The organism is Reyranella sp. (assembly GCF_965227665.1).
Lineage (GTDB): Bacteria > Pseudomonadota > Alphaproteobacteria > Reyranellales > Reyranellaceae > Reyranella.
This window is the reverse complement of record NZ_OZ245767.1, coordinates 3,504,952-3,529,445: the sequence shown is the minus strand read 5'-3', so window position 1 is coordinate 3,529,445 and position 24,494 is coordinate 3,504,952. Positions and strand designations below refer to the sequence as shown.

At 67.6% G+C, this 24,494-nt stretch carries 25 protein-coding genes; 18 read left to right on the top strand and 7 right to left on the bottom strand.

Going from position 1 to position 24,494, the window contains the following annotated elements:
- Positions 1 to 108: 108 nt before the first annotated feature.
- The 8 genes from ald to ACO07I_RS16950 all read left to right on the top strand — a co-directional run bounded on the left by ald (position 109) and on the right by ACO07I_RS16950 (position 6,441).
- Positions 109 to 1,224, top strand: a complete 1,116-nt coding sequence (gene ald, locus ACO07I_RS16985) for an alanine dehydrogenase (RefSeq protein ID WP_422009564.1) — start codon at positions 109 to 111, stop codon at positions 1,222 to 1,224.
- A gap of 115 nt (positions 1,225 to 1,339) precedes the next feature.
- The gene (locus tag ACO07I_RS16980) at positions 1,340 to 1,639 is read left to right on the top strand and encodes an ArsR/SmtB family transcription factor (protein WP_422009563.1); all 300 of its coding nucleotides are present in this window, start codon (positions 1,340 to 1,342) and stop codon (positions 1,637 to 1,639) included.
- Positions 1,640 to 1,663: 24 nt separating this feature from the next.
- The gene (locus ACO07I_RS16975; RefSeq protein WP_422009562.1) at positions 1,664 to 2,029 is read left to right on the top strand and encodes a hypothetical protein; all 366 of its coding nucleotides are present in this window, start codon (positions 1,664 to 1,666) and stop codon (positions 2,027 to 2,029) included.
- 140 nt (positions 2,030 to 2,169) lie between these two features.
- A complete protein-coding gene (locus tag ACO07I_RS16970; protein ID WP_422009561.1) occupies positions 2,170 to 2,796 on the top strand; it encodes a DUF1826 domain-containing protein in 627 nt (208 codons plus the stop codon).
- A complete protein-coding gene (zigA, locus tag ACO07I_RS16965) occupies positions 2,789 to 3,994 on the top strand; it encodes a zinc metallochaperone GTPase ZigA (protein WP_422009560.1) in 1,206 nt (401 codons plus the stop codon). Before ACO07I_RS16970 ends, zigA begins: the two co-directional genes overlap by 8 nt.
- A 108-nt stretch (positions 3,995 to 4,102) precedes the next feature.
- Positions 4,103 to 4,285 carry a hypothetical protein gene (locus tag ACO07I_RS16960; RefSeq protein ID WP_422009559.1) on the top strand — a complete coding sequence of 61 codons (183 nt, stop codon included), beginning with the start codon at positions 4,103 to 4,105 and terminating at the stop codon, positions 4,283 to 4,285.
- 14 nt (positions 4,286 to 4,299) lie between these two features.
- Positions 4,300 to 5,427 (top strand): iron-containing alcohol dehydrogenase, encoded by a 1,128-nt coding sequence (locus ACO07I_RS16955; protein ID WP_422009558.1) that lies wholly within the window; start codon positions 4,300 to 4,302, stop codon positions 5,425 to 5,427.
- Between the two features lie 33 nt (positions 5,428 to 5,460).
- Complete coding sequence (locus tag ACO07I_RS16950; protein ID WP_422009557.1) at positions 5,461 to 6,441, top strand: hypothetical protein; 981 nt, start codon at positions 5,461 to 5,463, stop codon at positions 6,439 to 6,441.
- Between the two features lie 106 nt (positions 6,442 to 6,547).
- On the opposite strand, the gene hisI is transcribed toward ACO07I_RS16950, so the two are convergent.
- Positions 6,548 to 7,033 carry a phosphoribosyl-AMP cyclohydrolase gene (hisI, locus tag ACO07I_RS16945; RefSeq protein ID WP_422009556.1) on the bottom strand — a complete coding sequence of 162 codons (486 nt, stop codon included), beginning with the start codon at positions 7,031 to 7,033 and terminating at the stop codon, positions 6,548 to 6,550.
- 154 nt (positions 7,034 to 7,187) lie between these two features.
- Here hisI and ACO07I_RS16940 point away from each other — a divergent pair, with 154 nt between their 5' ends.
- Positions 7,188 to 7,667, top strand: a complete 480-nt coding sequence (locus ACO07I_RS16940) for a transcriptional repressor (RefSeq protein WP_422009555.1) — start codon at positions 7,188 to 7,190, stop codon at positions 7,665 to 7,667.
- The gene (locus ACO07I_RS16935; protein WP_422009554.1) at positions 7,657 to 8,769 is read left to right on the top strand and encodes a CobW family GTP-binding protein; all 1,113 of its coding nucleotides are present in this window, start codon (positions 7,657 to 7,659) and stop codon (positions 8,767 to 8,769) included. Before ACO07I_RS16940 ends, ACO07I_RS16935 begins: the two co-directional genes overlap by 11 nt.
- Positions 8,770 to 8,837: 68 nt before the next feature.
- Here ACO07I_RS16935 and ACO07I_RS16930 read toward each other — a convergent pair whose 3' ends face one another.
- Entirely contained in the window at positions 8,838 to 10,118 is a 1,281-nt protein-coding gene (locus tag ACO07I_RS16930; protein WP_422009553.1) for an ArgE/DapE family deacylase, read from the bottom strand.
- Positions 10,119 to 10,175: 57 nt separating this feature from the next.
- Here ACO07I_RS16930 and ACO07I_RS16925 point away from each other — a divergent pair, with 57 nt between their 5' ends.
- Positions 10,176 to 11,738, top strand: a complete 1,563-nt coding sequence (locus tag ACO07I_RS16925; protein WP_422009552.1) for an AMP-binding protein — start codon at positions 10,176 to 10,178, stop codon at positions 11,736 to 11,738.
- Between the two features lies 1 nt (position 11,739).
- Here ACO07I_RS16925 and ACO07I_RS16920 read toward each other — a convergent pair whose 3' ends face one another.
- Together ACO07I_RS16920 and ACO07I_RS16915 are read right to left on the bottom strand one after the other, a co-directional pair.
- Positions 11,740 to 13,314: a DHA2 family efflux MFS transporter permease subunit gene (locus ACO07I_RS16920; RefSeq protein WP_422009551.1), complete on the bottom strand. Its 1,575-nt coding sequence runs from the start codon at positions 13,312 to 13,314 to the stop codon at positions 11,740 to 11,742.
- 161 nt (positions 13,315 to 13,475) lie between these two features.
- Complete coding sequence (locus ACO07I_RS16915; RefSeq protein WP_422009550.1) at positions 13,476 to 14,654, bottom strand: HlyD family secretion protein; 1,179 nt, start codon at positions 14,652 to 14,654, stop codon at positions 13,476 to 13,478.
- Positions 14,655 to 14,906: 252 nt separating this feature from the next.
- Between ACO07I_RS16915 and ACO07I_RS16910 the strand changes: the two genes are divergently transcribed.
- The 3 genes from ACO07I_RS16910 (at position 14,907) to ACO07I_RS16900 (ending at position 18,343) form a co-directional block, all read left to right on the top strand.
- The gene (locus ACO07I_RS16910; RefSeq protein WP_422009549.1) at positions 14,907 to 16,562 is read left to right on the top strand and encodes a flavin-containing monooxygenase; all 1,656 of its coding nucleotides are present in this window, start codon (positions 14,907 to 14,909) and stop codon (positions 16,560 to 16,562) included.
- Positions 16,559 to 17,248, top strand: a complete 690-nt coding sequence (locus ACO07I_RS16905) for a hypothetical protein (protein ID WP_422009548.1) — start codon at positions 16,559 to 16,561, stop codon at positions 17,246 to 17,248. Before ACO07I_RS16910 ends, ACO07I_RS16905 begins: the two co-directional genes overlap by 4 nt.
- A 63-nt stretch (positions 17,249 to 17,311) precedes the next feature.
- Positions 17,312 to 18,343 (top strand): lysine-2,3-aminomutase-like protein, encoded by a 1,032-nt coding sequence (locus tag ACO07I_RS16900; RefSeq protein ID WP_422009547.1) that lies wholly within the window; start codon positions 17,312 to 17,314, stop codon positions 18,341 to 18,343.
- A gap of 32 nt (positions 18,344 to 18,375) precedes the next feature.
- Here the strand turns inward: ACO07I_RS16900 and gcvA are convergent, their stop codons facing one another.
- Complete coding sequence (gene gcvA / locus ACO07I_RS16895) at positions 18,376 to 19,299, bottom strand: transcriptional regulator GcvA (RefSeq protein ID WP_422009546.1); 924 nt, start codon at positions 19,297 to 19,299, stop codon at positions 18,376 to 18,378.
- Between the two features lie 141 nt (positions 19,300 to 19,440).
- Between gcvA and ACO07I_RS16890 the strand changes: the two genes are divergently transcribed.
- Both ACO07I_RS16890 and ada read left to right on the top strand, forming a co-directional pair.
- Complete coding sequence (locus ACO07I_RS16890; RefSeq protein WP_422009545.1) at positions 19,441 to 19,677, top strand: DUF1127 domain-containing protein; 237 nt, start codon at positions 19,441 to 19,443, stop codon at positions 19,675 to 19,677.
- A 61-nt stretch (positions 19,678 to 19,738) separates the two neighbouring features.
- Positions 19,739 to 20,872 carry a bifunctional DNA-binding transcriptional regulator/O6-methylguanine-DNA methyltransferase Ada gene (gene ada / locus ACO07I_RS16885; RefSeq protein ID WP_422009544.1) on the top strand — a complete coding sequence of 378 codons (1,134 nt, stop codon included), beginning with the start codon at positions 19,739 to 19,741 and terminating at the stop codon, positions 20,870 to 20,872.
- Here the strand turns inward: ada and ACO07I_RS16880 are convergent.
- On the bottom strand, positions 20,806 to 21,411 hold the full coding sequence (locus ACO07I_RS16880) for a Smr/MutS family protein (RefSeq protein ID WP_422009543.1): 606 nt from the start codon (positions 21,409 to 21,411) through the stop codon (positions 20,806 to 20,808). The two genes, ada and ACO07I_RS16880, sit on opposite strands and share 67 nt — an antisense overlap.
- 47 nt (positions 21,412 to 21,458) lie before the next feature.
- Here ACO07I_RS16880 and ACO07I_RS16875 point away from each other — a divergent pair, with 47 nt between their 5' ends.
- Together ACO07I_RS16875 and ACO07I_RS16870 are read left to right on the top strand one after the other, a co-directional pair.
- Complete coding sequence (locus ACO07I_RS16875; RefSeq protein WP_422009542.1) at positions 21,459 to 22,814, top strand: tetratricopeptide repeat protein; 1,356 nt, start codon at positions 21,459 to 21,461, stop codon at positions 22,812 to 22,814.
- On the top strand, positions 22,811 to 23,494 hold the full coding sequence (locus tag ACO07I_RS16870) for a YggS family pyridoxal phosphate-dependent enzyme (protein WP_422009541.1): 684 nt from the start codon (positions 22,811 to 22,813) through the stop codon (positions 23,492 to 23,494). Before ACO07I_RS16875 ends, ACO07I_RS16870 begins: the two co-directional genes overlap by 4 nt.
- A 19-nt stretch (positions 23,495 to 23,513) precedes the next feature.
- On the opposite strand, the gene ACO07I_RS16865 is transcribed toward ACO07I_RS16870, so the two are convergent.
- Positions 23,514 to 24,455 (bottom strand): endonuclease/exonuclease/phosphatase family protein, encoded by a 942-nt coding sequence (locus tag ACO07I_RS16865; RefSeq protein ID WP_422009540.1) that lies wholly within the window; start codon positions 24,453 to 24,455, stop codon positions 23,514 to 23,516.
- Positions 24,456 to 24,494: the final 39 nt, after the last annotated feature.

Here is a 24,494-nt window from a genome sequence, read left to right as displayed (position 1 = left end):
TCAACGTAGAATTTCGGCAGGAGAGACACAATTCGTCTTCAGAATGCCGGGAAACAAACCCGCATTCCTTGGTTTGATGACGCCCGAACCCAGCTGGAGATTGAACCTATGCGCGTCGGTGTGCCCAAAGAGATCAAAATGCATGAATATCGCGTCGGGCTGACGCCCGGCGCGGTCCGCGAATACGTCCATACCGGCCACGAGGTCGTGGTCGAGACCGGCGCGGGCGCCGGGATCGGGGCGGCCGACGAGGTCTACCGGACGGCGGGCGCCCGGATCGCCGACACGGCCGCCGAGATCTTCTCGACCGCGGAGATGATCGTGAAGGTGAAGGAGCCGCAGCCCGGCGAATGGGCGCAGCTGCGCGCGGGCCAGATCCTGTTCACCTATCTCCATCTCGCCGCCGATCCTGCTCAGGCCAGGGGCCTGATCGAGTCGGGCTGCACCGCCGTCGCCTACGAGACCGTGACCGATTCTCGCGGCGGCCTGCCGTTGCTCGCGCCCATGAGCGAGGTCGCCGGCCGACTTTCGATCGAGGCGGCGGGCGGCGCGCTCCAGCGTCACCGCGGCGGCCGCGGCCTGCTGCTGGGCGGCGTGCCGGGCGTGAAGCCGGCCCATGTCGTCGTGCTGGGCGGTGGTGTCGTGGGCACGCACGCGGCACGCATGGCGGCGGGCCTCGGGGCCGAGGTCACGGTGCTCGACCGCTCGCTGCCGCGGCTGCGCGAGCTCGACGATCTGTTCCAGGGCCGGGTCCGCACGCGCTACTCGACGATCGACTCCATTGAACAGGAAGTGTTCTCGGCCGATGCCGTGATCGGCGCCGTGCTGGTGGCCGGCGCCACCGCCCCCAAGCTGGTGACCAAGAAGATGCTCAAGTCGATGAAGCCGGCCTCGGTGATCGTCGATGTCGCCATCGACCAGGGCGGCTGCTTCGAGACCTCGCACCCGACGACTCATGCCGAGCCGACCTACGAGGTCGACGGCATCATCCACTATTGCGTGGCCAACATGCCGGGCGCGGTGCCGGTGACCTCGAGCGAGGCGCTGAACAACGCAACCCTGTCCTTCGGCCTCGCTCTGGCCGCCAAGGGCCTCGGCGCCATCGCCGGAAATCCGCATCTTGCCGCCGGTCTCAACGTTCATCGTGGCCAGCTCACGCACAAGGCGGCGGCCGAGAGCCTCGGCCTTCCCTACGTACCCGCCGAGCAGGCAATCGCCGGCTGACCCGATTTTCTCCCCGCCTCTTCCATCAGGGGCGGGGAAGTTCCGCCTCTGCCAGCCGACTTGCTTCCATCATTCCAATGATCTATGGAGTGTTGGATCAACAGCAAGGGAACCCATGCTCAAAACGGCCGGCGGCCGGCACCTGGAAGAAGCGGCCCGCATGTTCGACGCCCTGTCGGACGTTGCGCGCCTGCGGACCCTGATGCTGCTCGCCGACAAGCACCTCAGCGTCTCGGAAATCGCCGCCGCCGAGGAGGAGAAGATCACCACCGTTTCGGCGCGCCTGCAGGTCCTGCATGCCGCCCGACTGATCGAGCGTCAGAGGGAGGGCAAGAGCGTCATCTACCGGATCGCCGACGATCACGTTCTCACGCTCGTCCGCAACGCCATCGCCCATGCCGCCGAGAGGCACTGAGTTTTTCACGAAAGGATGAATGTCATGTCCAGCCACGACCACAAGATCCATGCCGACCATCCGCACGCGCATGGTCCGGCCTGCGGCCATACCGCGATCAAGCACGGCGATCACCTCGACTACCTGCACGATGGCCATCTCCATCATCCGCACGGCGATCACGTCGACGAGCACACGATCGAGGTGAGCGCCCACAATCCCGGCACCTGCACGCCCGACCATGTCTGCGCCGGCCATGACAAGAACCACAAGCATGGGCCGGGCTGCGGTCACGAAGCGGTGCCGCACGGCGACCATGTCGACTATCTGGTCGACGGGCACCTGCATCACCCCCACGGCGCCCATTGCGACAACCACGGCCCGGTGGAGATCGTCCAGAAGGCCGCTTAGCGCGGACTGCAAAGGGGCGGGAGGCAACTCCCGCCCCTTTTCCATGCCCGACGCTCCCGCAGCTTGACCAATAGAAATGTTATACTGTACCAATCTCCAAGGTAATTGCGGTCGTCTTTGCCTTCGGAGTGGACTCCCCCGTGTCTGGAAGTGCGCACCAACGAGTCGTCGAAAGCCCTGACGACGCCGTCCTGCATCGGATTGCCGAGCACGACGTCGCCCTCGCCATCTGGCATCGCCCGCAAGCCGCGGGACTGGCGGCCTGGCTCGATTCCCTGCCGGCGGAGCGCCTGCCGGAAGGCCACTTCATCGGACCGGCCGCCTGCGTCCCGGCCCGGCTTGCGGCGCTCTGCGATCTCGTGGCGCTGGCCGACAGCCCCGAGCGCCGGGCGCTGATCGACGACATCTCCGCGCTCGCACGCGGCTTCGCCGCGCGTACCGCCAGCCGTGACGTGGACCTGCGCCTCGAAGTGATCGCCCACGATGCCTGCTGGCGGTTCCATCGCGACCATGTCGGCTACCGTCTCAACGCCACCTATCGCGGGCCCGGCACGCAATGGCCGCCGCTCGAGCATGCCGCGCGCGCGCTAAGGGCGCAGCGCCGCTATCGCGGGCCGCTGAACGAGTTCCCGCGCTTCGCGGCCGGCCTGTTCAAGGGCGTGGTGCGGGCCGGCACGGAAGCCATCGTGCATCGATCCCCACCGGTCGCCGGCAGCGGCCAGACGAGACTCTTCCTCTGCCTCAACGAGGTTCCCGACGATGAATAGGCTCCCCGTCACCGTGCTGTCCGGCTATCTCGGCGCCGGCAAGACGACCTTGCTCAACCATGTCCTCAACAACCGCGAGGGCCGCAAGGTCGCGGTGATCGTGAACGACATGAGCGAGATCAACATCGACGCCGCCCTCGTGCGCCAGGGCGGCGCCGAGTTGAGCCGCAGCGAAGAGAAGCTGGTCGAGATGTCGAACGGCTGCATCTGCTGCACCCTGCGCGAGGATCTCCTGCAGGAGGTCGAGCGGCTGGCAGGCGAGGGACGCTTCGACTATCTGCTGATCGAATCGACCGGCATTTCAGAGCCGATGCCGGTGGCCGCCACCTTCGAATTCGAGGACGAGGCGGGCAAGAGCCTGTCGAAGGTCGCGCGCCTCGACACGATGGTGACGGTGGTCGACGCCCGGGCGTTCATCGAGGACTACAGCTCGGCCGACTTCCTGCATCAGCGCGGCCAGACCGCCGAGCCCGAGGATACACGGACGGTCGTCGACCTGCTGGTCGAACAGGTCGAGTTCGCCGACGTCATCGTCGTGAACAAGGCCGATCTCGTCTCGCCGGAGGAACTCGGCTTCCTGAAGACGATGCTGCGGCGCCTCAATGCCAAGGCCCGGATCGTCACCGGCGCGTTCGGCAAGGTGCCGCTCGACCAGATCATGGATACCGGCCTGTTCTCCTACGAGAAGGCGAGCGAGGCCCCCGGCTGGATGCAGGAGATGCGCGGCATCCATACGCCGGAGACCGAGACCTACGGTTTCTGGAGCTTCGTCTACAAGGCCCGCCGGCCGTTCAACCCGATGCGTCTCTACGCCCTGCTCAACGGCCGCTGGGACGGTGTGATCCGATCGAAGGGCTTCTTCTGGCTGGCGTCCCGCATGAACTTCGCGGGCTCCCTCAGCCAGGCCGGCGGCATGCTTCGCCACGAAGCCGCGGGCGCCTGGTGGGCGGCGGTGAAGCGCGAGGACTGGCCCCAGGACTCGACCTGGCGCGCCACCATCCGCAACTCCTTCAAGAGCCCCTACGGCGACCGCCGGCAGGAGATCGTCTTCATTGGCACGAAAGGCATGGACCGCAAGGAACTCACGCGCCGTCTCGACGACTGCCTGTTGACCGACGCCGAAATGAAGATGGGACCCGTGATGTGGGCACGCCTGCCCGATCCCTTCCCGGTCTGGAAGATGCCGGGGCACGAATGAGCCGCCGGCTCCCACCCGCCGCCGGCCGCTACGACGGCGCCGGGGGCGAGTCCGGAGGCCCGGATCGCCGAGATCCATGCCGCCGACGTCGCGAGGGCCCGCGCCCTGTTGAAGGAAGCCATCGCGATGGCGCGGGAGCAATGGCTTCCGGGCAATGCCATCGCCGATGCCCTGGTCCAGGAACTGATCGATCTCGGGTCGCGCGGCACGCCGCCGGCCCGGACCTCGGCCTATCTCCGCGGTGTTGCGCACTTGCTCGACGCGACGGCGGCCGCCCTCAGGACGAACTGAAGAGACCGCGCGACATGGCGACCCTGACCTATCTCACCACCACGCATTTCGACTTCGGCGCCATCCGAATCCTGCCGAAGGAACTCGAACGCCTCGGCATACACCGGCCGCTGATCGCCACCGACCGCGGCGTCCGCGCCGCCGGCCTGCTCGACACGGTGCTCGGGGTCATTCCCGGCGCTTCGACCATTCCGATCTTCGACGACACGCCGGGCAATCCCACCGAAGCCGCGGCACTGGCGGCCTTCGATCTGTACCGGTCGAACGAGTGCGATGGCGTCATCGGCCTGGGCGGCGGATCGTCCATGGACCTCGGCAAGGCCGTCGCGCTGCTGGCCGGCAGCGGCTCCTCCCTCGAGCGCTACGATCCGCTGACGGGCGGGGCCCGCCGGATCGACCGGGTCGCGCCGGTCATCGCCATTCCCACCACGTCGGGCACCGGCAGCGAAGTATCGGTCGGCTTCGTGATCGTCATGAAGGACGGCCGCAAGCTCACCTTCGCGAGCCCGAAGATGATCCCGTGCGTGGCGATCTGCGATCCCGAACTGACCCTCGGCCTGCCGCCCGCGCTCACGGCGGCGACCGGCATGGATGCGGTGACCCACTGCATCGAGGCCATCCTGTCGCCGGTGGTGAATCCACCGGCCGAGGGGATCGGGTATGACGGGCTGCGACGGGCCTGGCGGCACATCGAGAGAGCCGTGCGCGACGGCGGCGACCGCGACGCCCGCTGGAACATGATGATGGCGTCGACCGAGGGAGCGATGGCCTTCGTGAAGGGACTTGGCGCCGTCCACTCGATGAGCCATGCCGCCGGCCGCCTGCCCGGCCTCAGGCTGCACCACGGCACGCTGAACGCCGTGATCCTGCCGACGATCCTGCGCTTCAACGCCGGCACGGCACCCGAGAAATACGAGCGTATGGCCGAAGCCATGGGCCTCCCCGCCGGCGCCGATCTGGCCGAGGCGGTGCTGGCACGCAACGCCAGCATCGGTCTGCCCGGCGGACTGCGCGCGATGGGCATCACCGAGGAGATGATCCCCGACCTCGTGCCGCACGCCGTGGCCGACCTCTCGAGCCGCACCGCCCCGAAGACCGTCGACGCCGAAGTCCTTCGCGACCTCTTCCACGCGGCGCTCTAGGCCCGACGTCTCTCAACTCCGGGTACAAGCATCATGAGAACCATGACCCTGGCCGCCGTTCAGTCGCCTTTCTTCTGGCTTGGCCTCTCGCTGCTGGCAGCCCTGGGTTTTGCCCTCGTCTCCTCCGACGGGCTGGCATGGCTCGCCCGCGAATCGGCGGCCTACCAGAGACAGATCCAGCACCAGCTCTCGACGTCGCTTCAGGATGTCGGCAGCGGAACGGGATCGACGGCAGCGCTGTGGATCCTGCTGTCTCTCTGCTTCAGCTATGGCGTCGTGCACACGCTGGGTCCGGGACATGGCAAGGCGGTGATCGTCGCCTATTTCCTGGACGGGACCGAGCCCCGGCGATGGATCGAGGGCCTCTTCGCCGGCGCCTGGATCGCCCTCACCCACACCCTGTCGGCCCTCCTCCTGGCGACCGGTCTGAAGCTCATGAGCGTCGTCGGGCTGTTCGGTGCCCTCGCACACGCGCGCCTGGTCGAGATCGCCTCCTATCTCCTGATCCTCGCCGTCGGACTATGGCGGCTGCGGGCCGGGTTACGGGGCGAGGCCGCCGCCTGCAACCACGATCACGGCGCGCATGCGCATCACCATGGGCATCACCACGGAGAAGACCATGGCACGCACGAGCATCATCACGAACATGCGCCTCACCCGCCCGGTCGGGCCGATGCGAGGTCAGCCGCATTCCTGCATCGCCGCTCCGGCCTGATGCTGCTGAGCGCCGCGGGCGCTGCGCCCTGCGCCGGCGCGCTGATCCTTGTGCTGCTGTCGCTGGCGCTCGACGTTCTCTGGGCCGGTATCGTCGGCGTGATCGCCATCGCGGCCGGCATGGCCCTGACGCTCGGCGCCATCGGCATGGCCTCCATGCTCGCCCACCGGCTCATCGTCGGCGAGGATCGGTCGGCCGCCTTCGGCCGGACGATCGCCGTCGCCTCGTCGCTGGTGGTGATCGCCACGGCAAGCGTGCTGCTGCTCGGAGCCGTCGCCCGTCAGATGGGATGGAACTGAGCAAGTTCGGCGTCAGGAGGGCAGGAGGTGTGACTCCGACTTCGTTTGTTTCGTTTACTGCGTTTGTTTCGTTTACGTGAGTGGATGACCCCTTGCCGGCGGCCTGTCAGAGGCGGGTCGGATTCGGAGCATCACCGTAGACGTCGAACGGATCGAACACTTTCACGGCCTCTTCCTGGCGTAGGGCTATCGGCCGCCCCGCCTCGCCCGGTTCCAGCGATATCGATCGGTAGAAGCAGGAGCGGTAGCCGACGTGGCAGCTCGCCCCCGAGCCGCGGACCCGAACGCGCAGCCAGACCGCATCCTGATCGTCGTCGATGCGCAGGTCGACGACCTCCTGGACGAGGCCGCTCGTCGCACCCTTCTTCCAGAGACACTGCCGGCTGCGGCTCCAGTAGTGAGCCTCTCTGGTGTCGACCGTCCGCACCAGCGCCTCGGCGTCCATCGTCGCCACCATCAGTACCTCGCCCGAGGCGGCATCGGTGGTGACGACGGGAATCAGGCCGTCACGGTCGAACTTCGGGGCGAGGACCAGGCCTTCCTCGACCTGCTCGACGGACAGTCGCCTCGCGAGACGGGCAGGCTGCGGCATCGGGACTCCTCGCATGCGGATGATCGTACGGCGACCTTGACGGAAGAGGCTGAGAAAGGCAACGTTATAACGTTCTTAATTATGGTGCGTGACGCATCCGGCGAGTCCGAAGATCATGGTTCACTCTCCTCCATCGGCACCACCCGAGACGATCATGCAAGTGGACCGGGCCCTTGAGAGTGCCCAGAAAGCCTGCGACCAGAAGGGACTTCGACTCACGCCCCTGCGGGCGGCGGTCCTGCGCATCATCGCCCGGTCGAACCGCCCCCTGGGGGCCTACGCGCTGCTCGCGCTGCTTCAGGAAGAAGTCGGCAGAAAGCACACGCCGCCGACGATCTATCGGGCACTCGACTTCCTTCTGGAGATCGGATCGATCCTGCGCGTCGAGAGCCGCAACGCCTACATCCTGCGCGATCTTCCCGATCGCCCCGGCTCTCCCGTGCTCTTTCTTTGCGACACCTGCGACAGCTCTGTGGCGATCGAAAGCCCCGATCTCGCCGACCTGATCGAAAGCAACGCGGCCACCCTCAAGTTCCATATCGCGAGGCCGGTCGTCGAGTGCAGCGGGACCTGCGACCGGTGCGCCGAGGCCACGGCCGACGCGGCAAGACGAGGTCATTCCGATGAGCGATAGGCGCGGCAATCCCGGCGGCCCGCTCGTGCCCGTGTCCCTGGTGACCGGGTTTCTCGGCAGCGGCAAGACGACGGTCCTCAACAAGCTCCTGTCCCGTGCAGCGTTCGCGCGCACCGTCGTCGTGATCAACGAATTCGGCGAGATCGGCCTCGATCACGAACTGGTCGAGAGTTCCACCGAGGACATGGTCCTGCTGAAGAGCGGATGCCTGTGCTGCACCATTCGCGGCGACCTGGTCGACACGTTGCGCGGCCTGACCGCGCGGAAGCTGAATGGCACCATCGCGCCCTTCGACCGGGTGCTGATCGAGACGACCGGGCTCGCCGATCCGGCGCCGATCCTGCACACGCTGATGTCCGATCTCGCCCTGACCTCGGCCTACCGGCTGGATGGCGTCATCACGACCGTGGATGCCGCGACCGGCGACGCCACGCTCGACCGGCAGATCGAGTCCGTGAAACAGGCAGCCGTCGCCGACCGCCTGCTGCTGACCAAGACGGACCTGGTCCCGCCGGCGCAATCGATGGCGCTGTCGCAGCGACTGCGCCGCCTGAACCCGGCGGCCCCGATCATCGTCAGTCGGCACGGTGAGGTCGATCCGGCCAGCCTCCTCGATGCCGGATTGTACAATCCCGAAACCAAGAGTCTGGACGTGCAGCGCTGGCTGAAGGCCGAAGCCTACACGTCTGGACATGAGCATGAGCATGAGCATGAGCATGAGCACGGGCACGGGCACGGGCACGACATCAACCGGCACGACGAACACATCAAGGCCGTCTGCCTGACGGTGGAAGAGCCCATTCCGGCCTCGGCCTTCGACACCTGGCTGGGCCTTCTCCTGGCGATGAAGGGCCCGGACATCCTGCGGGTGAAGGGCATCGTGAACATCGAGGGCTTCGACGGTCCCCTCGTCATCCACGGCGTTCAGCATGTCTTTCATCCGCCGCTGCAGATGAAGACATGGCCAGGCAACGACCAGCGCACGCGCGTCGTGTTCATCACCCGCGACCTCGACGAATCGGCCCTGCGCGACACGCTGAGGATGTTCACCGGCGATCCGCCACCGCCCCTTGAGTCTCAGAAAGGGACGGTCAGCGCGTGAACTCTTATCGTCCTCTCCCCCCACGCAGTGGGGGGAGAGGACTCATGAGGCGCGCTGAACGGAAGCGGTCAGACCTTCTCGAGGCCGCACCATTCGGCGATGAACAGCGCCGTCGACTGGGTGATCTTTCGGATCGATTCGAGGTTCACCCGCTCGTCGAAGCCGTGCACGTCGTCGGACTGCGGGCCGTAGACCAGCGCCGGCAGGCCGGCATAGAGGCCGAAGAAGCGGGCATCGGTGGTGCCGGTGGTCCGGCGGTCGGTCAGCTCGGCGCCGAACACCGTCTTGTGAGCCTCGGCCAGGACGTCGCGCACATGATCGTGGTCCTTGAGCACGTAGGGCTCGGCCTGGAAGCCTTCCCAACTGATGGTCGGCAGGTTGTTGCCCAGGAAGGGATCGTTGGCGGCGGCGCGGTAGATCGTGTCCTCGACCTCCTGACGGCACTCCTTCAGCGTCTGGCTCGGCAGTACGCCCACGCGCATGTCGAAGGTGCACCAGGACGGAACCGAACTCGCCCAGTCGCCGCCGGCAATCTTGCCGACGTTGAAGTTCACCGGATGGTGATGGTCGCAGAAGTGCTTGTCGTGGGCCTTCAGCGCGTTCCACTTCTTCTCGAGTTCGCGCAGCTGCTGGATAATGCGGTAGGCCGATTCGATCGCGTTCGAGCCGGCATCGGCCTTGTAGACATGCACGGGATGGCCCGTGACCTTGACCTGGAACCACATGACGCCGACCTGCGCCACCGTGAGCGTGCAGCCGGACGGTTCGGGGATCAGCGCCGCATCGGCGCGATAGCCGCGTTGCAGGCAGGCGAGAGCGCCGTTGCCCGTGCACTCCTCCTCGACCACCGACTGCTGGTAGACGTCGGCCGCCGGCATGTACCCCAGCGCCCTCAGCGCGCGCAGCGCGAAGACGTTGAGGATCAGCCCGGCCTTCATGTCGCCCGAGCCGCGACCGTACATCCAGCCATCCTTGACGTAGGCGTCGAAGGGATTGCGGGTCCACATCTCGTGCGGCCCCTCGGGCACCACGTCGATGTGACCATTGAGGATCAGGGAGCGGCCCTTGGGATTGGACGGTCGCCAGGCGCCGACCACGTTCCAGGCATCGTCATAGTCCAGCGAATGCGGCGAGTAGCCCGGCAGGTGCTTGAGGTCGTCGATCTTGACCTGCCAGCGGTCGATGCCGAGCCCGTCCTCCTTGAACAGGCGCGCCATCATGTCCTGCGCAGGCGCCTCCTGGAAGCGGGTGGAGGGAATTCGGACCAGATCGGCCAGTACGTTCGTCTGATCGTCGAAGCGGCGATCGACTTCGTCCATGATTTTGGACGTGAGCGATGAATCGAGCATGCGCGGACTTTGGCGCAGCTCCGGTACGCCGTCTATAGTTTCGGCGGAGGAAACAAAATGTACCCGGGCAAAAACGCGACGACGCAGGCGTCCCATCCTGCGGTGATCATGGCCGGCAGCGGCGAGACCGTGACCTATGGCGAACTGGAGGCGCGCAGCAACCGGCTGGCGCACCTGCTGCGCGCCCACGGCGTGAAGCGGCTCGACCACTATTCGATCTTCATGGAAAACAACGCGCGCTACGTCGAGTGCTGTACCGCCGGCGAACGCGCCGGCACCTACTACACGTGCGTGAATTCGTTCCTGACGGCCGAGGAGCTTGCCTACATCCTGAACAACAGCGCCTCGAAAGTGCTCATCACCTCGCAGGCCAAGCGGGACGTGGCCCTCGCGGCCCTGGCCCACTGTCCGGCGATCGCGCTCTGCATCGTCGTCGACGGGCCCGGTGGCGGATCGGCCGGCAGCGCGAAGATCGTCAATCTTGCGGAAGCGACGACCGGCCTGCCTGCGACGCCGATCGCCGACGAATCGCTCGGGACCGCGATGCTCTACTCGTCCGGCACCACGGGACGGCCGAAGGGGATCGTGCGGCCGCTGGCCGAACAGCCACCGTCGCAGCTCCTGCCGATCTTCTCCTTCCTGCTGAAGCTCTGGCAGTACCGCGAAGGCATGATCTACCTCTCGCCGGCGCCGCTCTACCATTCGGCACCGCAGGCGGCGGTGAACCTCACGATCCGCATGGGCGGCACCGTGATCGTGATGGAGCGCTTCGACCCCGAGCACTACCTGCAGCTCATCGAGAAGTACCGCGTCACGCACAGCCAGCTCGTGCCGACGATGTTCTCGCGGATGCTGAAGCTGCCGGAGGAGACGCGGAAGCGGTACGACCTTGGTTCGCTGGAGATCGCCATCCATGCGGCGGCGCCCTGCCCGGTGCAGGTGAAGGAACAGATGATCGCCTGGTGGGGACCGATCATCCACGAATATTACGGCGCCACCGAGGGGCTCGGCTTCACCGCTTGCAACGCCCAGGAATGGCTGGCGCACAAGGGCACGGTGGGACGCGTCCTCCTGGGCGAACTGCACGTGCTCGACGACGACATGAAGCCGCTGCCCACCGGCACGGCCGGGACCCTCTGGTTCAAGACCGCGACGCCGTTCGAGTATTTCAACGATCCCGCCAAGACACGCGAGGCGCGCTCCGAGGACGGCACGATGAGCACGGTGGGCGACGTCGGCTATGTCGATGCCGACGGCTACCTCTACCTGACCGACCGCGCGACCTTCATGATCATTTCCGGCGGCGTGAACATCTACCCGCAGGAATGCGAGAACCTGCTGATCACCCATCCCAAGGTGGCCGACGCGGCGGTGTTCGGAGTCCCCAACGCCGATCTCGGCGAGGAGGTGAAGGCGGTCGTCCAGCTCATGCCGGGCGTGCCGAAGACGGCCGCCACCGCCGAGGAGCTGATCGCCTTCTGCGGCCAGCATCTCGCCCGGCAGAAGGTGCCGCGCTCGGTCGATTTCGAGGACGAGCTGCCCCGCCTGCCGACCGGCAAACTCTACAAGCGCCTGCTGCGCGACCGTTACTGGGGCGACAAGAAGAGCCGCATCGTGTGACTCATCGGCGCGACCGGCGTTGCGAGCGTGACAGCAGGGCGGCTGGAAACAGGGCCAGAAGCGCCACCACGCCCACGACGATGAAGGTGTCGGAAAACGCCATCATCTGGGCGTTGCTGTGCAACATCGTGGCCAGATATTCGAGGGCGCCCGCCTTCTGCTGCTGGAACGGCAGGCCGCTCTTCTGCATCAGGTGTTCGACCTGGGTCAGCATGCGGTCGGTCGTGCGATTGCCCCAGTCCTGGGTCGCCGTCAGCGCATCGGCATGGAAGCGGGTGCGGATCTCGAAGAACGCGACCATCAGGTTGATGCCGAAGGCGCCGCCCAGCTGGCGCATGAAGTTGGCGATGCCCGAACCCTGGCGGACCTTGTCGGCCGGCAGCGCCTTCAGCGACGAGGCATTGAGGCTGGGATTGATGAAGCCCAGCCCCAGCCGGGACAGCATGACCATGCAGACCAGCGTCCAGAAGGTGGTGTCGATATCGGCGGTCGTCATCCAGGCGAAGCCGGCGGCGAACAGCACCAGTCCGCCGATGATCATGGTCGAGGCCGGCATTGCGTCCGACAGCCGCCCGGCCAGCGGGAAGATGAAGGCCAGCATGATGCCGGCCGGCATCATCATCAGCCCGGCCACCAGCGGCGTGAAGCCGATAATGGTCTGCACGAACACCGGAATGATGTAGGTCGAGCCCATCATGCCGGCGCCGAAGATGAAGGCGATGAGGGCGGCGGCGGCGAACTCGACATTGCCGAAGATGCGCACGTCGAGCAGCGCCCGCGGCGTATAGAGCTCCCAGCAGACGAAGGCGACCGTGGCCACGGCGCCGAGCACCAGCCGGAACACGATGGCGTCGGAACTCCAGCCCTCGCGCTGGCCGTCGGCGATGCCGGTCATCAGCCCCAGCAACGCCGTGCAGAGAAGCGCAAAGCCCAGCCAGTCGAACGGCGGGATGACCTTCGGGATCGGCCGGGTCGGCATGAACACCATGCCGAGGACCGCCGCGACGACGCAGAACGGCAATGAGATGAAGAAGACGTAGCGCCACGAGAAGTACTCGATCATCAGGCCGCCCAGGGTCGGCCCGATCGCCGGCGCGAAGACGACGCCGAGACCGAACACGCCCATCGCCATGCCGCGGCGCTCCGGCGGGAAGACGGTGAAGATGGTGGCCATGACCAGCGGCTGGGCGACGCCGGCGCTGAAGCCCTGCAGCACGCGGGCGAAGATCAGCGCGTCCTCGGTCGGCGCCGAGCCACCCATCAGCGCGCCCACCGAGAAGAAGAACAGCGCGCCCACGAACGTGCGGCGCTCTCCCAGGATGCCGCTCAGCCAGGCGTTGATCAGCATGCCCGCCGTCATCGTCGCCATGTAGGCCGACGACATCCACTGCGCCTTGTCCTGGCCGATGCCGAAGGCGCCCATCACGTCGGGCACCGCCACGTTCACCGTGGTCATGGCCAGCACCATCGACACCACGCCCATCATGCCGGTGACGGTGACCAGCCAGCGATAGGAAGGCCCGTAGCGCTCCGTGAGCGCCGCCGCCGTCTGCAGGGGAACGGCTGCCGCCGTCATGATGCGGCTACAGCATTGGTATTGCCCATGCTTCGAGACGCTCGCTCTGCTCGCTCCTCAGCATGAGGTCGTTTTGGTTCCAACATCGCAAACCTCATCCTGAGGAGGCCGCGGCGCGGCCGTCTCGAAGGATGGGCAACGGCATGATCGCCTGCTCCCGCCTACCGAATGTCAATTTCGACTTCGACCATCATGCCGGGCGTCAGCGGCTTCGGCATCTGGACGATGTCGATCTTCACCGGCACGCGCTGCGTGATCTTGGTGAAGTTGCCCGACGGGTTGGGTGTCGGCAGGAGCGCGAAGCGCGCCGTGGTGGCGCTGCCGATGCGAGCGACCTTGCCCACGAAAGTGTCGTTGGGATAGGCGTCGACCGAGACGCGCACGGTCTGGCCGATCTTGAGCTTGCCGACCTGCGTCTCCTTGATGTTGGCCTCGACCCAGACCTCGTCGGGATTGTGCAGCAGCAGGATGCGCTGGCCTGCCGCCACGTATTCGCCCGGCAAGGTGAAGGTGCGGTCGATGACGGCCGGGATCGGGCTCTTGATCGTGCGGTCCTCGACATCGACCTGCTGCTGGCGCATCTGCGCCGCCAGCACGGCGACCTGGTGGGTCAGCGCCTCGATCTGGGCATCGATCACGCCCAGCCGGTCGTGGCCGACCTTCGCCTCGCCGAGGCTGCCCTCCGCCTGCTCGTGTTCGGCCTGGAGCTGCAGGATCTGGATCTCGAGCTTCGTGACCGCCGCCTGCGCCATCTGGAGCTGCCGCTCGTTGATCACCTTGCTGGCGAACAGCGTCCGGCTGCGGTCGAGTTCCAGCCTGGCGAAGTCGAGGTCGGCATTCAGGGCGGCCAGTGCCTTCTCGCGGACCGTGATGGTCGAGGTGCGCGTGCGCATTGCGGCATCGGCCTGGTTCTGGTCGAGCTTGCGCTCGGCCCGCAGCCTTGCCCGCTCGACCCGCACGCCTTCGATCTGCGCCCGCAAGCCGTCGACCCGCAGCTTGGCCGCGCGGTCGTCGATCTTCACCAGGGTCTGGCCCGCCTCGACGCGCTGGCCCTCGCGCACCGCGAGGTCGACGATCCAGCCCTCGGCGCGGCTCGACACCGTCACGATGTCGGCGGTTACGCGCGCATCGTATTCATAGACATGGGTGAGACGCAGATGGATTTCGCGGCCGCCATAGGCGACCGCCGCGAGCAGCAGGAGGCCAATCACGATCGAGCGCGGCCGCATCAGGACGCGCATGATGCCGGACGTCCGGCCCACGCGCGCCGGAAGCGCTACGCCGACAGCCGGCGATACAGGCGATGTCTTGAGGGCGGGCGGCGGCACCGACTGATCCACGACCTATCCTGCCGCTCTCAACCGGGGTTTCGCGCTGTTGTCATGAAAAAAGAATAAGGCCGAAACAATCGGCGGGCCAACGATCTTCGCGCGAAAGCATCGATTTGCAGCAACGCATGCCTTGCATGGCGCGGAGCCAGTTCCGCATGCGGGCTCGCCGCTCTTGCCAAAGCTGGCGACCGGGTCGACGCTCGCGGCGCACGCCCGTCGGACACCGCTCGCAGAGCAAAAATTCAACCCAGGAGCCGTCGCATGCCCGATGCTTCCCACGCGCCCGCGCCTCGCCCGCTCGATGTCGCCCCCCTCGATGTCGCGATCGTCGGCGGCGGACTGGCCGGCCTCTATGCCATCCATCGCCTGCGCAAGCTCGGCCTCAAGGTGCGTGCCTATGAGGCGGGCTCCGGCATCGGCGGCACTTGGTTCTGGAACCGCTATCCCGGCGCGCGCTGCGACGTCGAGAGTCTCGAATACTCCTACAGCTTTTCAGACGAGCTGCAGCAGGAGTGGAAGTGGCCGGAACGCTACGGCACGCAGCCCGAGATCCTGAAGTACATCAACCATGTCGCCGACCGCTTCGACCTGCGCCGGGACGTGCAGCTCGACACCCGCATCAAGTCGGCGCTGTTCGACAGCAAGGCCAACGAATGGACGCTGCGCTCCGACAAGGGCGAGGAGATCCGCGCGCGCTATTGCATCATGGCATCGGGCAATCTCTCGACGCCGCGCGTGCCCGACTTCAAGGGCATCGGAAGCTTCAGGGGCAAGTGGTACCATTCGGGCCTGTGGCCGCATGAGGGCGTCGACTTCACCGGGCTGCGGGTCGGTGTCATCGGCACCGGCTCCTCGGGCGTCCAGATGATTCCCCTGATCGCGCAGCAGGCCAAACACCTGCATGTCTTCCAGCGCACCGCCAACTTCAGCCTGCCGGCGCGCAACGCGCCGATGGAGGAAGAGCGCGAGAGCCGCCACAAGGCCGAGTATCCGGCCCGCCGCCGCGCCGCCTACGACACGCCCTTCGCGATCGGCGGCTATCCGCGGCCGACCAAGTCGGCGCTTGAGGTCACCGAGGAGGAGCGCAACGCCGCCTACGAGGCCAAATGGCAGGAAGGCGGCAGCATCAGCTACCTCTATACCTATACCGACCTGCTGGTGAACAAGGAGGCCAACGACACAGCCTCGGAGTTCGCCCGCAACAAGATCCGCGGCATCGTGAAGGACAAGGCGACGGCCGAGCTGCTGGCGCCCAAGGATCATCCGATCGGCACCAAGCGTCTCTGCCTCGATACGAACTATTACGAGACCTACAATCGCGACAACGTCGTGCTGGTCGACGTGCGCTCCGATCCGATCCAGGAGATCACCGAGAAGGGCGTGCGCACGAGTAGCCGCGAATACGAGCTCGACGCCATCGTCTTCGCCACCGGCTTCGACGCCATGACCGGCGCGCTGCGCGAGATCGATATCCGCACCAGCGACGGCGCGGTGCTGGCCGACCATTGGGAGGGCGGGCCCCTCACCTATCTCGGCCTGATGGTCTCGGGCTTCCCCAACATGTTCGTCGTCACCGGCCCCGGCAGCCCCGGCGTCAAGACGCAGATGATCGCCTCGATCGAGCAGCACGTGGACTGGATCGCCGATGCGCTCGGCCATCTCGGCAAGCACCAGCTCGACCGCATCGAGCCGTCGCCGCAGGCCGAAGCCGACTGGGTCGGGCACGTCAATGCGGTGGCCGACAGCACCCTCTATCCATTGGCCAACTCCTGGTACGTCGGCGCCAACATTCCGGGGAAGCCGCGCGTGTTCATGCCCTATGTCGGCGGCTTCGACCGTTACAAGAAACGCTGCGACGAGATCACCGCCGGCGGCTACGAAGGCTTCACGCTCAGCCGCCACAAAGTCGTGGCGTGAGCGCGTCCTTCGTCCACCACCGCATCGACGCCGCGCCGCGCCGATGGCAGGCCGTTGCCGACCGGCTGGCGGCCGACGGCGCTCGACGCATTGGCGAGGCCGGCGGCCAGCTCTACGGCGCCTGGCGCAGCCAGATCGGCCGGCCGCGGGACGAGGTGCAGGCGATCAGCGTGTGGCCGCACGGGACGACGGCGGCGGCGGCCGAACGCGCGCTGCTGGCGACGTCCGACGACATCCGCGCCGTGACCAGCGAGGTGGTGACGCCGACGCTACGCCCCACCGACACGGTGCCGCCGAGCCGACAAGGCAACTACGCCTTCCGCTGGTTCGCCGTGCCGGCGCCGAACTGGCCGGAGTTCCTCGATCTCTGCGCCGCCGCCTGGCCCGGCTTCGAGGGCGCCTACGATTCGCAGGTGATCGGCCTCTGGCAGGCGACCGGCGACCGCACCGGCACGAGCCCGGACGAGGTGACGGGCGCCGGGCTGCACGGGGGCGTGCGCAGCCTGCTGCTGACCCGCCGGCCCAACCTCGCGATGTGGGAGCGCTCCAAGCTGCCCGAAGGCGAGGCCGAGGCGGCGGTCCGCGACAAGCTCAGCCGCCGCTACGACCTCTGCGACTGGACCGTGGTGTCCACCGCGACGCTTCTGACCGCCGTCGATCGCGCCGATACGGCGCGCTGGACCTGAGGGGCCGCCGGACCTGAACGGCCGCTGGACTCAAGCGGCCCTGACGCCTATCTCGACGCCGCCATGCCGACGCTGCGTTCCCTGGAAGCTCTCGAGAGCGAGGGCCTCCTGTCGCCCGATCCGCGGCTGCAGGACGCCGCGCAGGCGATGGCGATCGCCGTCACGCCGGAGATGATCGCCCTGATCGACCGCTCGCGCCTGGCCGACGATCCGATCGCCCGGCAGTTCGTGCCGAGCGGCGCCGAGGCCGAGGTCGCGCCCGAGGAACTGGCCGATCCGATCGGCGACGAGGCGCGCTCGCCCGTGAAGGGCATCGTCCATCGATATCCCGACCGCGTGCTGCTGAAGCCGCTCCATGTCTGTCCGGTCTATTGCCGTTTCTGCTTCCGTCGCGAGAAGGTGGGCCCGGGCGGCGAGGCGCTGTCGGCCGACGAGCTGGCGGCGGCGCTGGCCTATATCCGCAGCCGGCCTGAGATCTGGGAAGTGATCCTGACCGGCGGCGATCCGCTGATGCTGGCGCCCCGCCGTCTGGCCGAACTGATGGCGGCGCTCGATGCCATCCCGCACGTGGCGATCGTGCGCCTGCACAGCCGCGTGCCGATCGTCGATCCCGAGCGGGTCACCGACGAGCTGGTGCGGGCTCTCAAGCCCGGCCGGGTCGCCGTCTGGCTGGCCGTTCACTGCAATCACGCCCGCGAACTTGCCCCCTCGACCCGCGCCGCCCTCGCCCGGCTGGCCGATGCCGGCCTGCCGCTGATGGGCCAGACCGTCCTGCTGAAGGGAGTGAACGACACCGTCGAGACCCTGGAGCAGCTCATGCGCGCGCTCGTGGCCGCCCGGGTGAAGCCCTACTACCTGCATCACCCGGACCTGGTGCGCGGCACCGGGCACTTCAGGGTGTCGATCGCGGAGGGGCAGGCGCTGATGAAGGCGCTGCGCGGCCGACTCTCCGGGCTCGCCCAGCCGACCTACGTGCTGGACGTACCCGGCGGTCACGGAAAGGTCCCCGTCGGACCCTCCTATCTGGCCGACGATCCCGGCGCCCTGACGGTCGAGGACGTGTTCGGCGGGCAGCACCGCTACCCGTCCGACTGACCCTCCAGCCATTAGAATTTTTCGGGAGCGCCCTAGCGGCGGCCGCTCGCGGTGAGGGCTGGACGCACCGTCCGCGCCTGCGGCGCGGCCAGCTCCTCGACCAGCCATTCCTCGAAGGCCTTGGTCTTGGGACGGCTGACCGATGCGGGCGGGCAGACGAACCACCACGCCTTGCCGCTGTCGACGATCTGCTCGAACGGCTGGAACAGCCGCCCGACCGACAGCTCCTCGCGAAAGAGTTGCGGCGGACCCACGGCCACACCCGCGCCCTCCATCGCCGCCTCGACCGCGATCATCGTCGAATCGAACGTGAGCACGCGCTTGGGCTTGAAGTCGCCGAGGCCGACGGCGCGCAGCCAGATCGGCCATTCGGGATCGTGCGTCATGTCGATGAAGGGCACGCGCTTCAGATCGTCGAGCGTCTTCAGCTTGTCATGGTAGCGCTTGCCGCAGAGCGGGGTCAGCACGTCGCTGAACAGCCTCGTTGCATGCAGTTCGGGCTCCGGCTGCACGGTGAACCGGATCGCACAGTCGACATCCTCGCGCGCGAAGTCGACGCGCTTCTGGCTCGTCGTCATGCGCACCTCGATCTCGGGATGCTTGGCCTGGAAGCGATGCAGGCGCGGCACCAGCCAGCCCAGTGCGAAGGTCGTGACGAGGCTGACGTTCAGCGTGCCGGAGTTGGCCTTGCGGCCGACCCGCTCCAGCGCGTTGGTCATGCGGTCGAACGCGTCGCGCAGATCGGGCAGCAGCGCCTCGCCCTCGCTGGTGATCTCGAGGCCGCGCGGACGGCGCACGAACAGCGCGACGCCGAGCCTCTCCTCGAGTGCCTTCACCTGATGGCTGACGGCCGCCTGGGTGACGTGAAGCTCCTCGGCGGCGTGCGTGAAACTGGCGTGACGGGCAGCGGCCTCGAAGGCACGCAAGGCATTGAGCGGTAGTTGCGAACGGCTCATCTAGGACACCCGATCATAGAAATTCTATGCCTCCCCCCAGCTTTCATCCTTTGCAAGTATCCACAGGATACAGCAAATACAGCGCAGAAACGAGGCGCAACTGCCGATCCCCGGCCTCATCGCCTCAAGCGGAGCTAAGTCATGTCGATCGTATCCAGCGTGCGGGCCTCCCGCGCGGATGTCCCCTCCTTCTCGTTCGGCCGCGCCGTCGCGCTGCTGGCGGGCACGGTTGTGGTCGGGATCGAGAAAGTCATGACCCGAGCCGAACTCTCCCGTTCGCGAAATCAGCTGGCCCAGCTGGACGAGCGACTGCTGCGAGATATCGGCATCGACCGGGCCACCGCCCGGTTCGAGGCCACCAGGCCTTTCTGGTCCTAGACCGGAATTGCCGGCGGGCGCCGGATAGAGCAAGTTCGGGTCGTGGTGCTTTGATGGCGCCATGACCCAACATTCTCTCGCCTTCCCCGCCGTGGCCCTCGTCACCTCTCTCCTTCCCGATCCGGAAACCTGCTGGGACGCCGTCCAGCGGCGTGACCGCGTCTACAACGGCAGGTTCTGGTTCTCGGTCAAGACGACCGGGGTCTATTGCCTGCCGTCGTGCGCGGCCCGTCCGCCCCTGCGGCGCAACGTCGACTTCCACGCCTCGCCCGAGGCGGCGGAGGCGGCGGGTTTCCGTGCGTGCAAGCGCTGCAAGCCGCGCGACTGGGTCTTGGGGAAGGGGACCGATCTCGGCCTCAGCCGGCCGGTGGCGCGCGCCTGCGCGCTGTTCGAGGCCGCCGATGCCGACACCCCGCCCTCGCTGGCCGAGGTAGCGCGCCAGGTCGGCCTGTCGAGCGGCGCGCTGGGCAAGCGTTTCCTCGCCGAACTGGGCGTCAATCCGCGCGACTGGCTGATCGCGCGCAAGCGCGAGCGCTTCCGCAACGCCCTGCGCGGCGGCGCCAGCGTGGCCGACGCGCTCTATGGCGCGGGCTACGGCTCGCCCAGCCGCGTCTACGAGAACAGCGACAAGGCGCTCGGCATGACGCCCGCGACCTACGCGCGGGGCGGCGCCGGCGCCCATATCGACTACACGATGGCCGACTCCGAGTATGGCCGCGTGCTGGTGGCCGCGACGCAGAAGGGCATCGCTGCCGTGTTCCTGGGCGACGACGACCGTTCGCTGGAGAAGAGCCTGAAGCAGGACTTTCCCGCCGCCGTGCTCCAGCGCAACGACGCCGGCCTGGGCCCGCGCGTGAAAGCCGTGCTGTCGCGGCTCTACGGCCGCAAGCCGACGGCGCTGGATGCACCCGACGTGCCGCTCGACATCGTCGGCACCGCCTTCCAGTGGAAGGTCTGGAAGGCGCTGACCGAGATCCCGGCCGGCGAGACCCGCACCTATGGCGAGATCGCCCGCAGCATCGGCGAGCCCAAGGCGGCGCGGGCCGTCGGACGCGCCTGTGCCACCAACCAGGCCGCCCTGGTCATCCCCTGCCATCGCGCCGTGGGATCGAGCGGCGCGCTGACCGGCTATCGCTGGGGCGTGGCGCGCAAGGAACGGCTGCTGGCCGAGGAGCGCCGGCGCAGCAGCAGGTAGAAGGCGCCCGAGCCGCCATGATGTGCGTGGGCGGCGCGGACCGCCCTCACCCGGTCGCGATTGTCGCCGCGATTGAGCCAGCCCACGAACTCGCCGCGGATGCGACCGTCGATGGTGCGGCCGCCCTCTTCGCGCAGGCCCTTGCCGGTCACCACCAGCACCACGCGCATGTCCTGCGCCGATACCCTTGCCAGGAAGGCCGTCACGGCCCGCTCCGCCGCCGCCAGCGTCATGCCGTGCAGGTCGATCGTCGCCTCGGGTACCAGCTTGCGCCGCGACAGGGCGCGCGAAACGTCGCGGTCGAACTGGCGGTCGTCGGGCGACAGGTCGGGAACGCCGGGCCTGGCGGGCAGCGACCGTGGTCTCGGGACAGGAATAGGGGGCGGCACCGTCGCCGGCTTGCCCAAGACCGGCTTGCCGGCGGCCTTTGCCCCTCCCCTGGCTTCGACCGCCGGAACGCGTGCGGCGGCGGCCCGCTTTCGCTTGAGCGGCTTCACGCCGGCCATCGCCGCGGCGAACAATTCGACGTCCTTCACCATGCCATTTCGTCTAGCCTTGGCCGTGAGGCGGGTCTACACAGCCCGCCATGGCCATCGCGCCCCCCCTTCGGCCCAACGGCCCGCCCCAGCCCGATCCCGACCTCCAGACCGGCCTGCAGTATCTGCGCGCGGGCTGGTACGACCGCGCCGAGCCGCTGTTCAAGAGCGCGCGCGTCCGATACGGCGACCGACCGGACATTCTCCACTATCTCGCCGTCTGCCTGTCGCAGCGCGGGGCCGTGAAGGAAGCCGAGGGCCTGTGGCGCAAGGCCGTGGCGAAGGATCCGAACGAGCCGATGCTGCTCTACAATCTCGGCCTCGCCGCCCGGCGCCTCGGCAATCTCGACGAGGCCGCCCGCCGTTTCCGCGACACGATCCGCCAGGCCCCCACCCATGTCGAGGCCCGCCTGGCGCTCGCTTCGGTCCATATGGACACCGGGCGCTTCGCCGCCGCCGAACGCGAATTGTCGGAATTCGTGGCCAACATCGACCGCGCAATCCATGACCATGGCACGGAGGCGCTGAAGCCCCTGCAGGCCCGCGCCCGCAACATGCTGGGCTATGCCCTCTATCGACTGGGCCGGCACGACGCGGCGATCGAAGTGTTCGACATGGCCCTGCAGGATGCCGGCGACAATGCCGAGCGCCGCGGCCAAATCATGGGCGACCGCGCACTCTCCCTGGCCGCTCTCGGCCACTACGACGAAGCCATTGCCGAGGCCGGCCGGGCGCTCGAACTGGCACCGACCAGCGCCACGTTGAACCATGCGCTGGGCTACGTGCTCTATTTCAGCGGCCGACCGAGCGACGCCATCCCGATGATCGAGAAGGCGCTCGAGCTCGATCCGGCCTTCGGCCAGGGATATGCCACCCTGGCCCTGGCCCGGGCGGCAGCGGGCCAGACCGAACAGGCCGCCGGCATCCTCGAGAAACTCCTGGAACGCAATCCGTTCGACCAGGACGCGATCCTCCAGCTGTCCAACCTGCATCTGCAGGCCGGGCGCTTCGACGAGGCCACCCGGATCCTGGAACCGTACCTGAAGGCCGTGTCCGGTGATGCCCGGGCGATGAACAACCAGGGGCTGGCGCTGCTCGGCCTCAAGCGCTTCGACGATGCGCGGCGGATCCTGAAGAAGGCCGCCAAGGTTTCCCCCGACGAGCCCTTCGTGCAGACGAACTTCGGCCGCGCCCTGATGGGCCTGGGCCGGGCCGCCGAAGCACGCCCGCACCATGAGCAGGCGTTGCGTGCCCTGCCGGACGATTCGCGGCTGCTGGCGCACTACGGCATCTGCCTCGCGGCGCTGGGCGAGCTGGACAGGGCGCGCGAGACCCTCGACGCCGCCCTGGCCGCCGATCCGAACAACGAGGAAGCCCTGCTCGCGCGCGCCGGTCTCGACGCATGAGCAGCGGCGCCGATCGTCTGGCCGAGGTCAAGGGCCACATCGCCGAGGCCGCGCTCGCTTCGGGTCGTTCGCCGTCCGACGTCACCCTGGTCGCCGTCTCTAAGACCCATGGCGCCGACCGCGTTCGCGAACTGCTGGAAGTCGGCCACCGCGTGTTCGGCGAGAACCGCGTGCAGGAAGCCGAGGGCAAGTTCCCGGAGCTCAAGGCGGCCTGGCCCGATCTCGAACTGCACCTGATCGGCCCGCTGCAGACCAACAAGGCGCGCGACGCCGTCGCCCTGTTCGACGTCATCCAGTCGGTCGACCGCGAGCGGCTGGCCGCGGCCCTGGTCAAGGAGATGGAGAAGCTCGGCCGTCGCCCGGCCTGCTACATCCAGGTCAACACCGGCGAGGAACCGCAGAAGGCCGGCATCCTGCCCAAGGACGTCGACGCCTTCGTGGCCCTCTGCCGCGACCAGTACAGACTGCCGATCGTCGGCCTGATGTGCATCCCGCCGGTCGACGAGGAGCCGGCGCTGCATTTCGCGCTGCTGGCCAAGATGGCGGCCCGCAACGGCCTGGCCATGCTCAGCATGGGCATGAGCGCCGACTACGAGACCGCGGTCCGCATGGGCGCCACCCATGTCCGCGTCGGCAGCGCCCTGTTCGGATCCCGCCCGCCGCTTCACCCCGCGCCCTAGCGCCGGATCGAGCCCCGAATCAGGGCGCGATCTTCAAGTCGAGAATCAGCGGATGGTGGTCGCTGCCGATGTCCGGCCCGACACGGCGACTGACGATCCCGATCCCGGAGCTCACGAGGGCGTGGTCGATTGGCAAACCGATCCCGGTATTGGCCAGCCGCCAGGTCGCGATCGACGGTGTGGTGCGCGGCCGCTCGGCCGGCAGGATGGCCGTGTCCCATAATCCGCTTTGCGTCGTCAGCCAGTCGAAGGCCGGCGAAAACGGCGTGAGGTTGAGGTCGCCCACGAGGACGACGCGCTCGCCCTCGTCGACATGCCGGCGCGCCACGGCAGCGGCATGGGCGAGTTGGCGGTCGCGGGCGGCGGTCCAAGACGGCCCGGGCCGCCAGGCATGCAGGCCGAGCAGCGTGAGACAACCCGATTCGGCCGGGCACAGCCGCGCCACCATCAACGGCGCGTAGTCGCCCATGGTCAGATCGAATTTCAGCCATTCGGGTGGCTGCGTCGCGAGCAGCGTTATTCCGAACGCGTTGGCGCGGGGCGGTTCCGACTGGAAGGGCAGCAAGCGCGCCACGTCGCGCAGGACGGCATCGTGAACCGGGTCGAGCTCCGTCAGCACCATGATATCGGGCTTCTCCGTCTCGATCAGACGCCGCAGGGCGTCGAGATCGGTGTTCCGATGATGCAGGTTGGCCCAGATGAGGCGGACCATGGGGCCGCTCTGAGGCTGGAGATCGGTCGGCGGCAGGTGGAGGTGCGGCCATACGACCGAAAAACTGGCAGCGGCGACCAGGGACGCCAGCCCGGCGGTGGGCCACTGGCGGAGACCGAGCGCCAGCAGGGCCAGCGCCGCACCGCCCAGGAGGAAATAGACATGGAAATGACTGAGCAGCTCGAAGGCCCAGTGCCATGCCGCCAGCCACGATAGAGCCGCCACCAGGGCAAGACCGATGACGAGCATGGTCAGCGCCGGTCGCAGGACGTTTAATGCGCGCTGTTG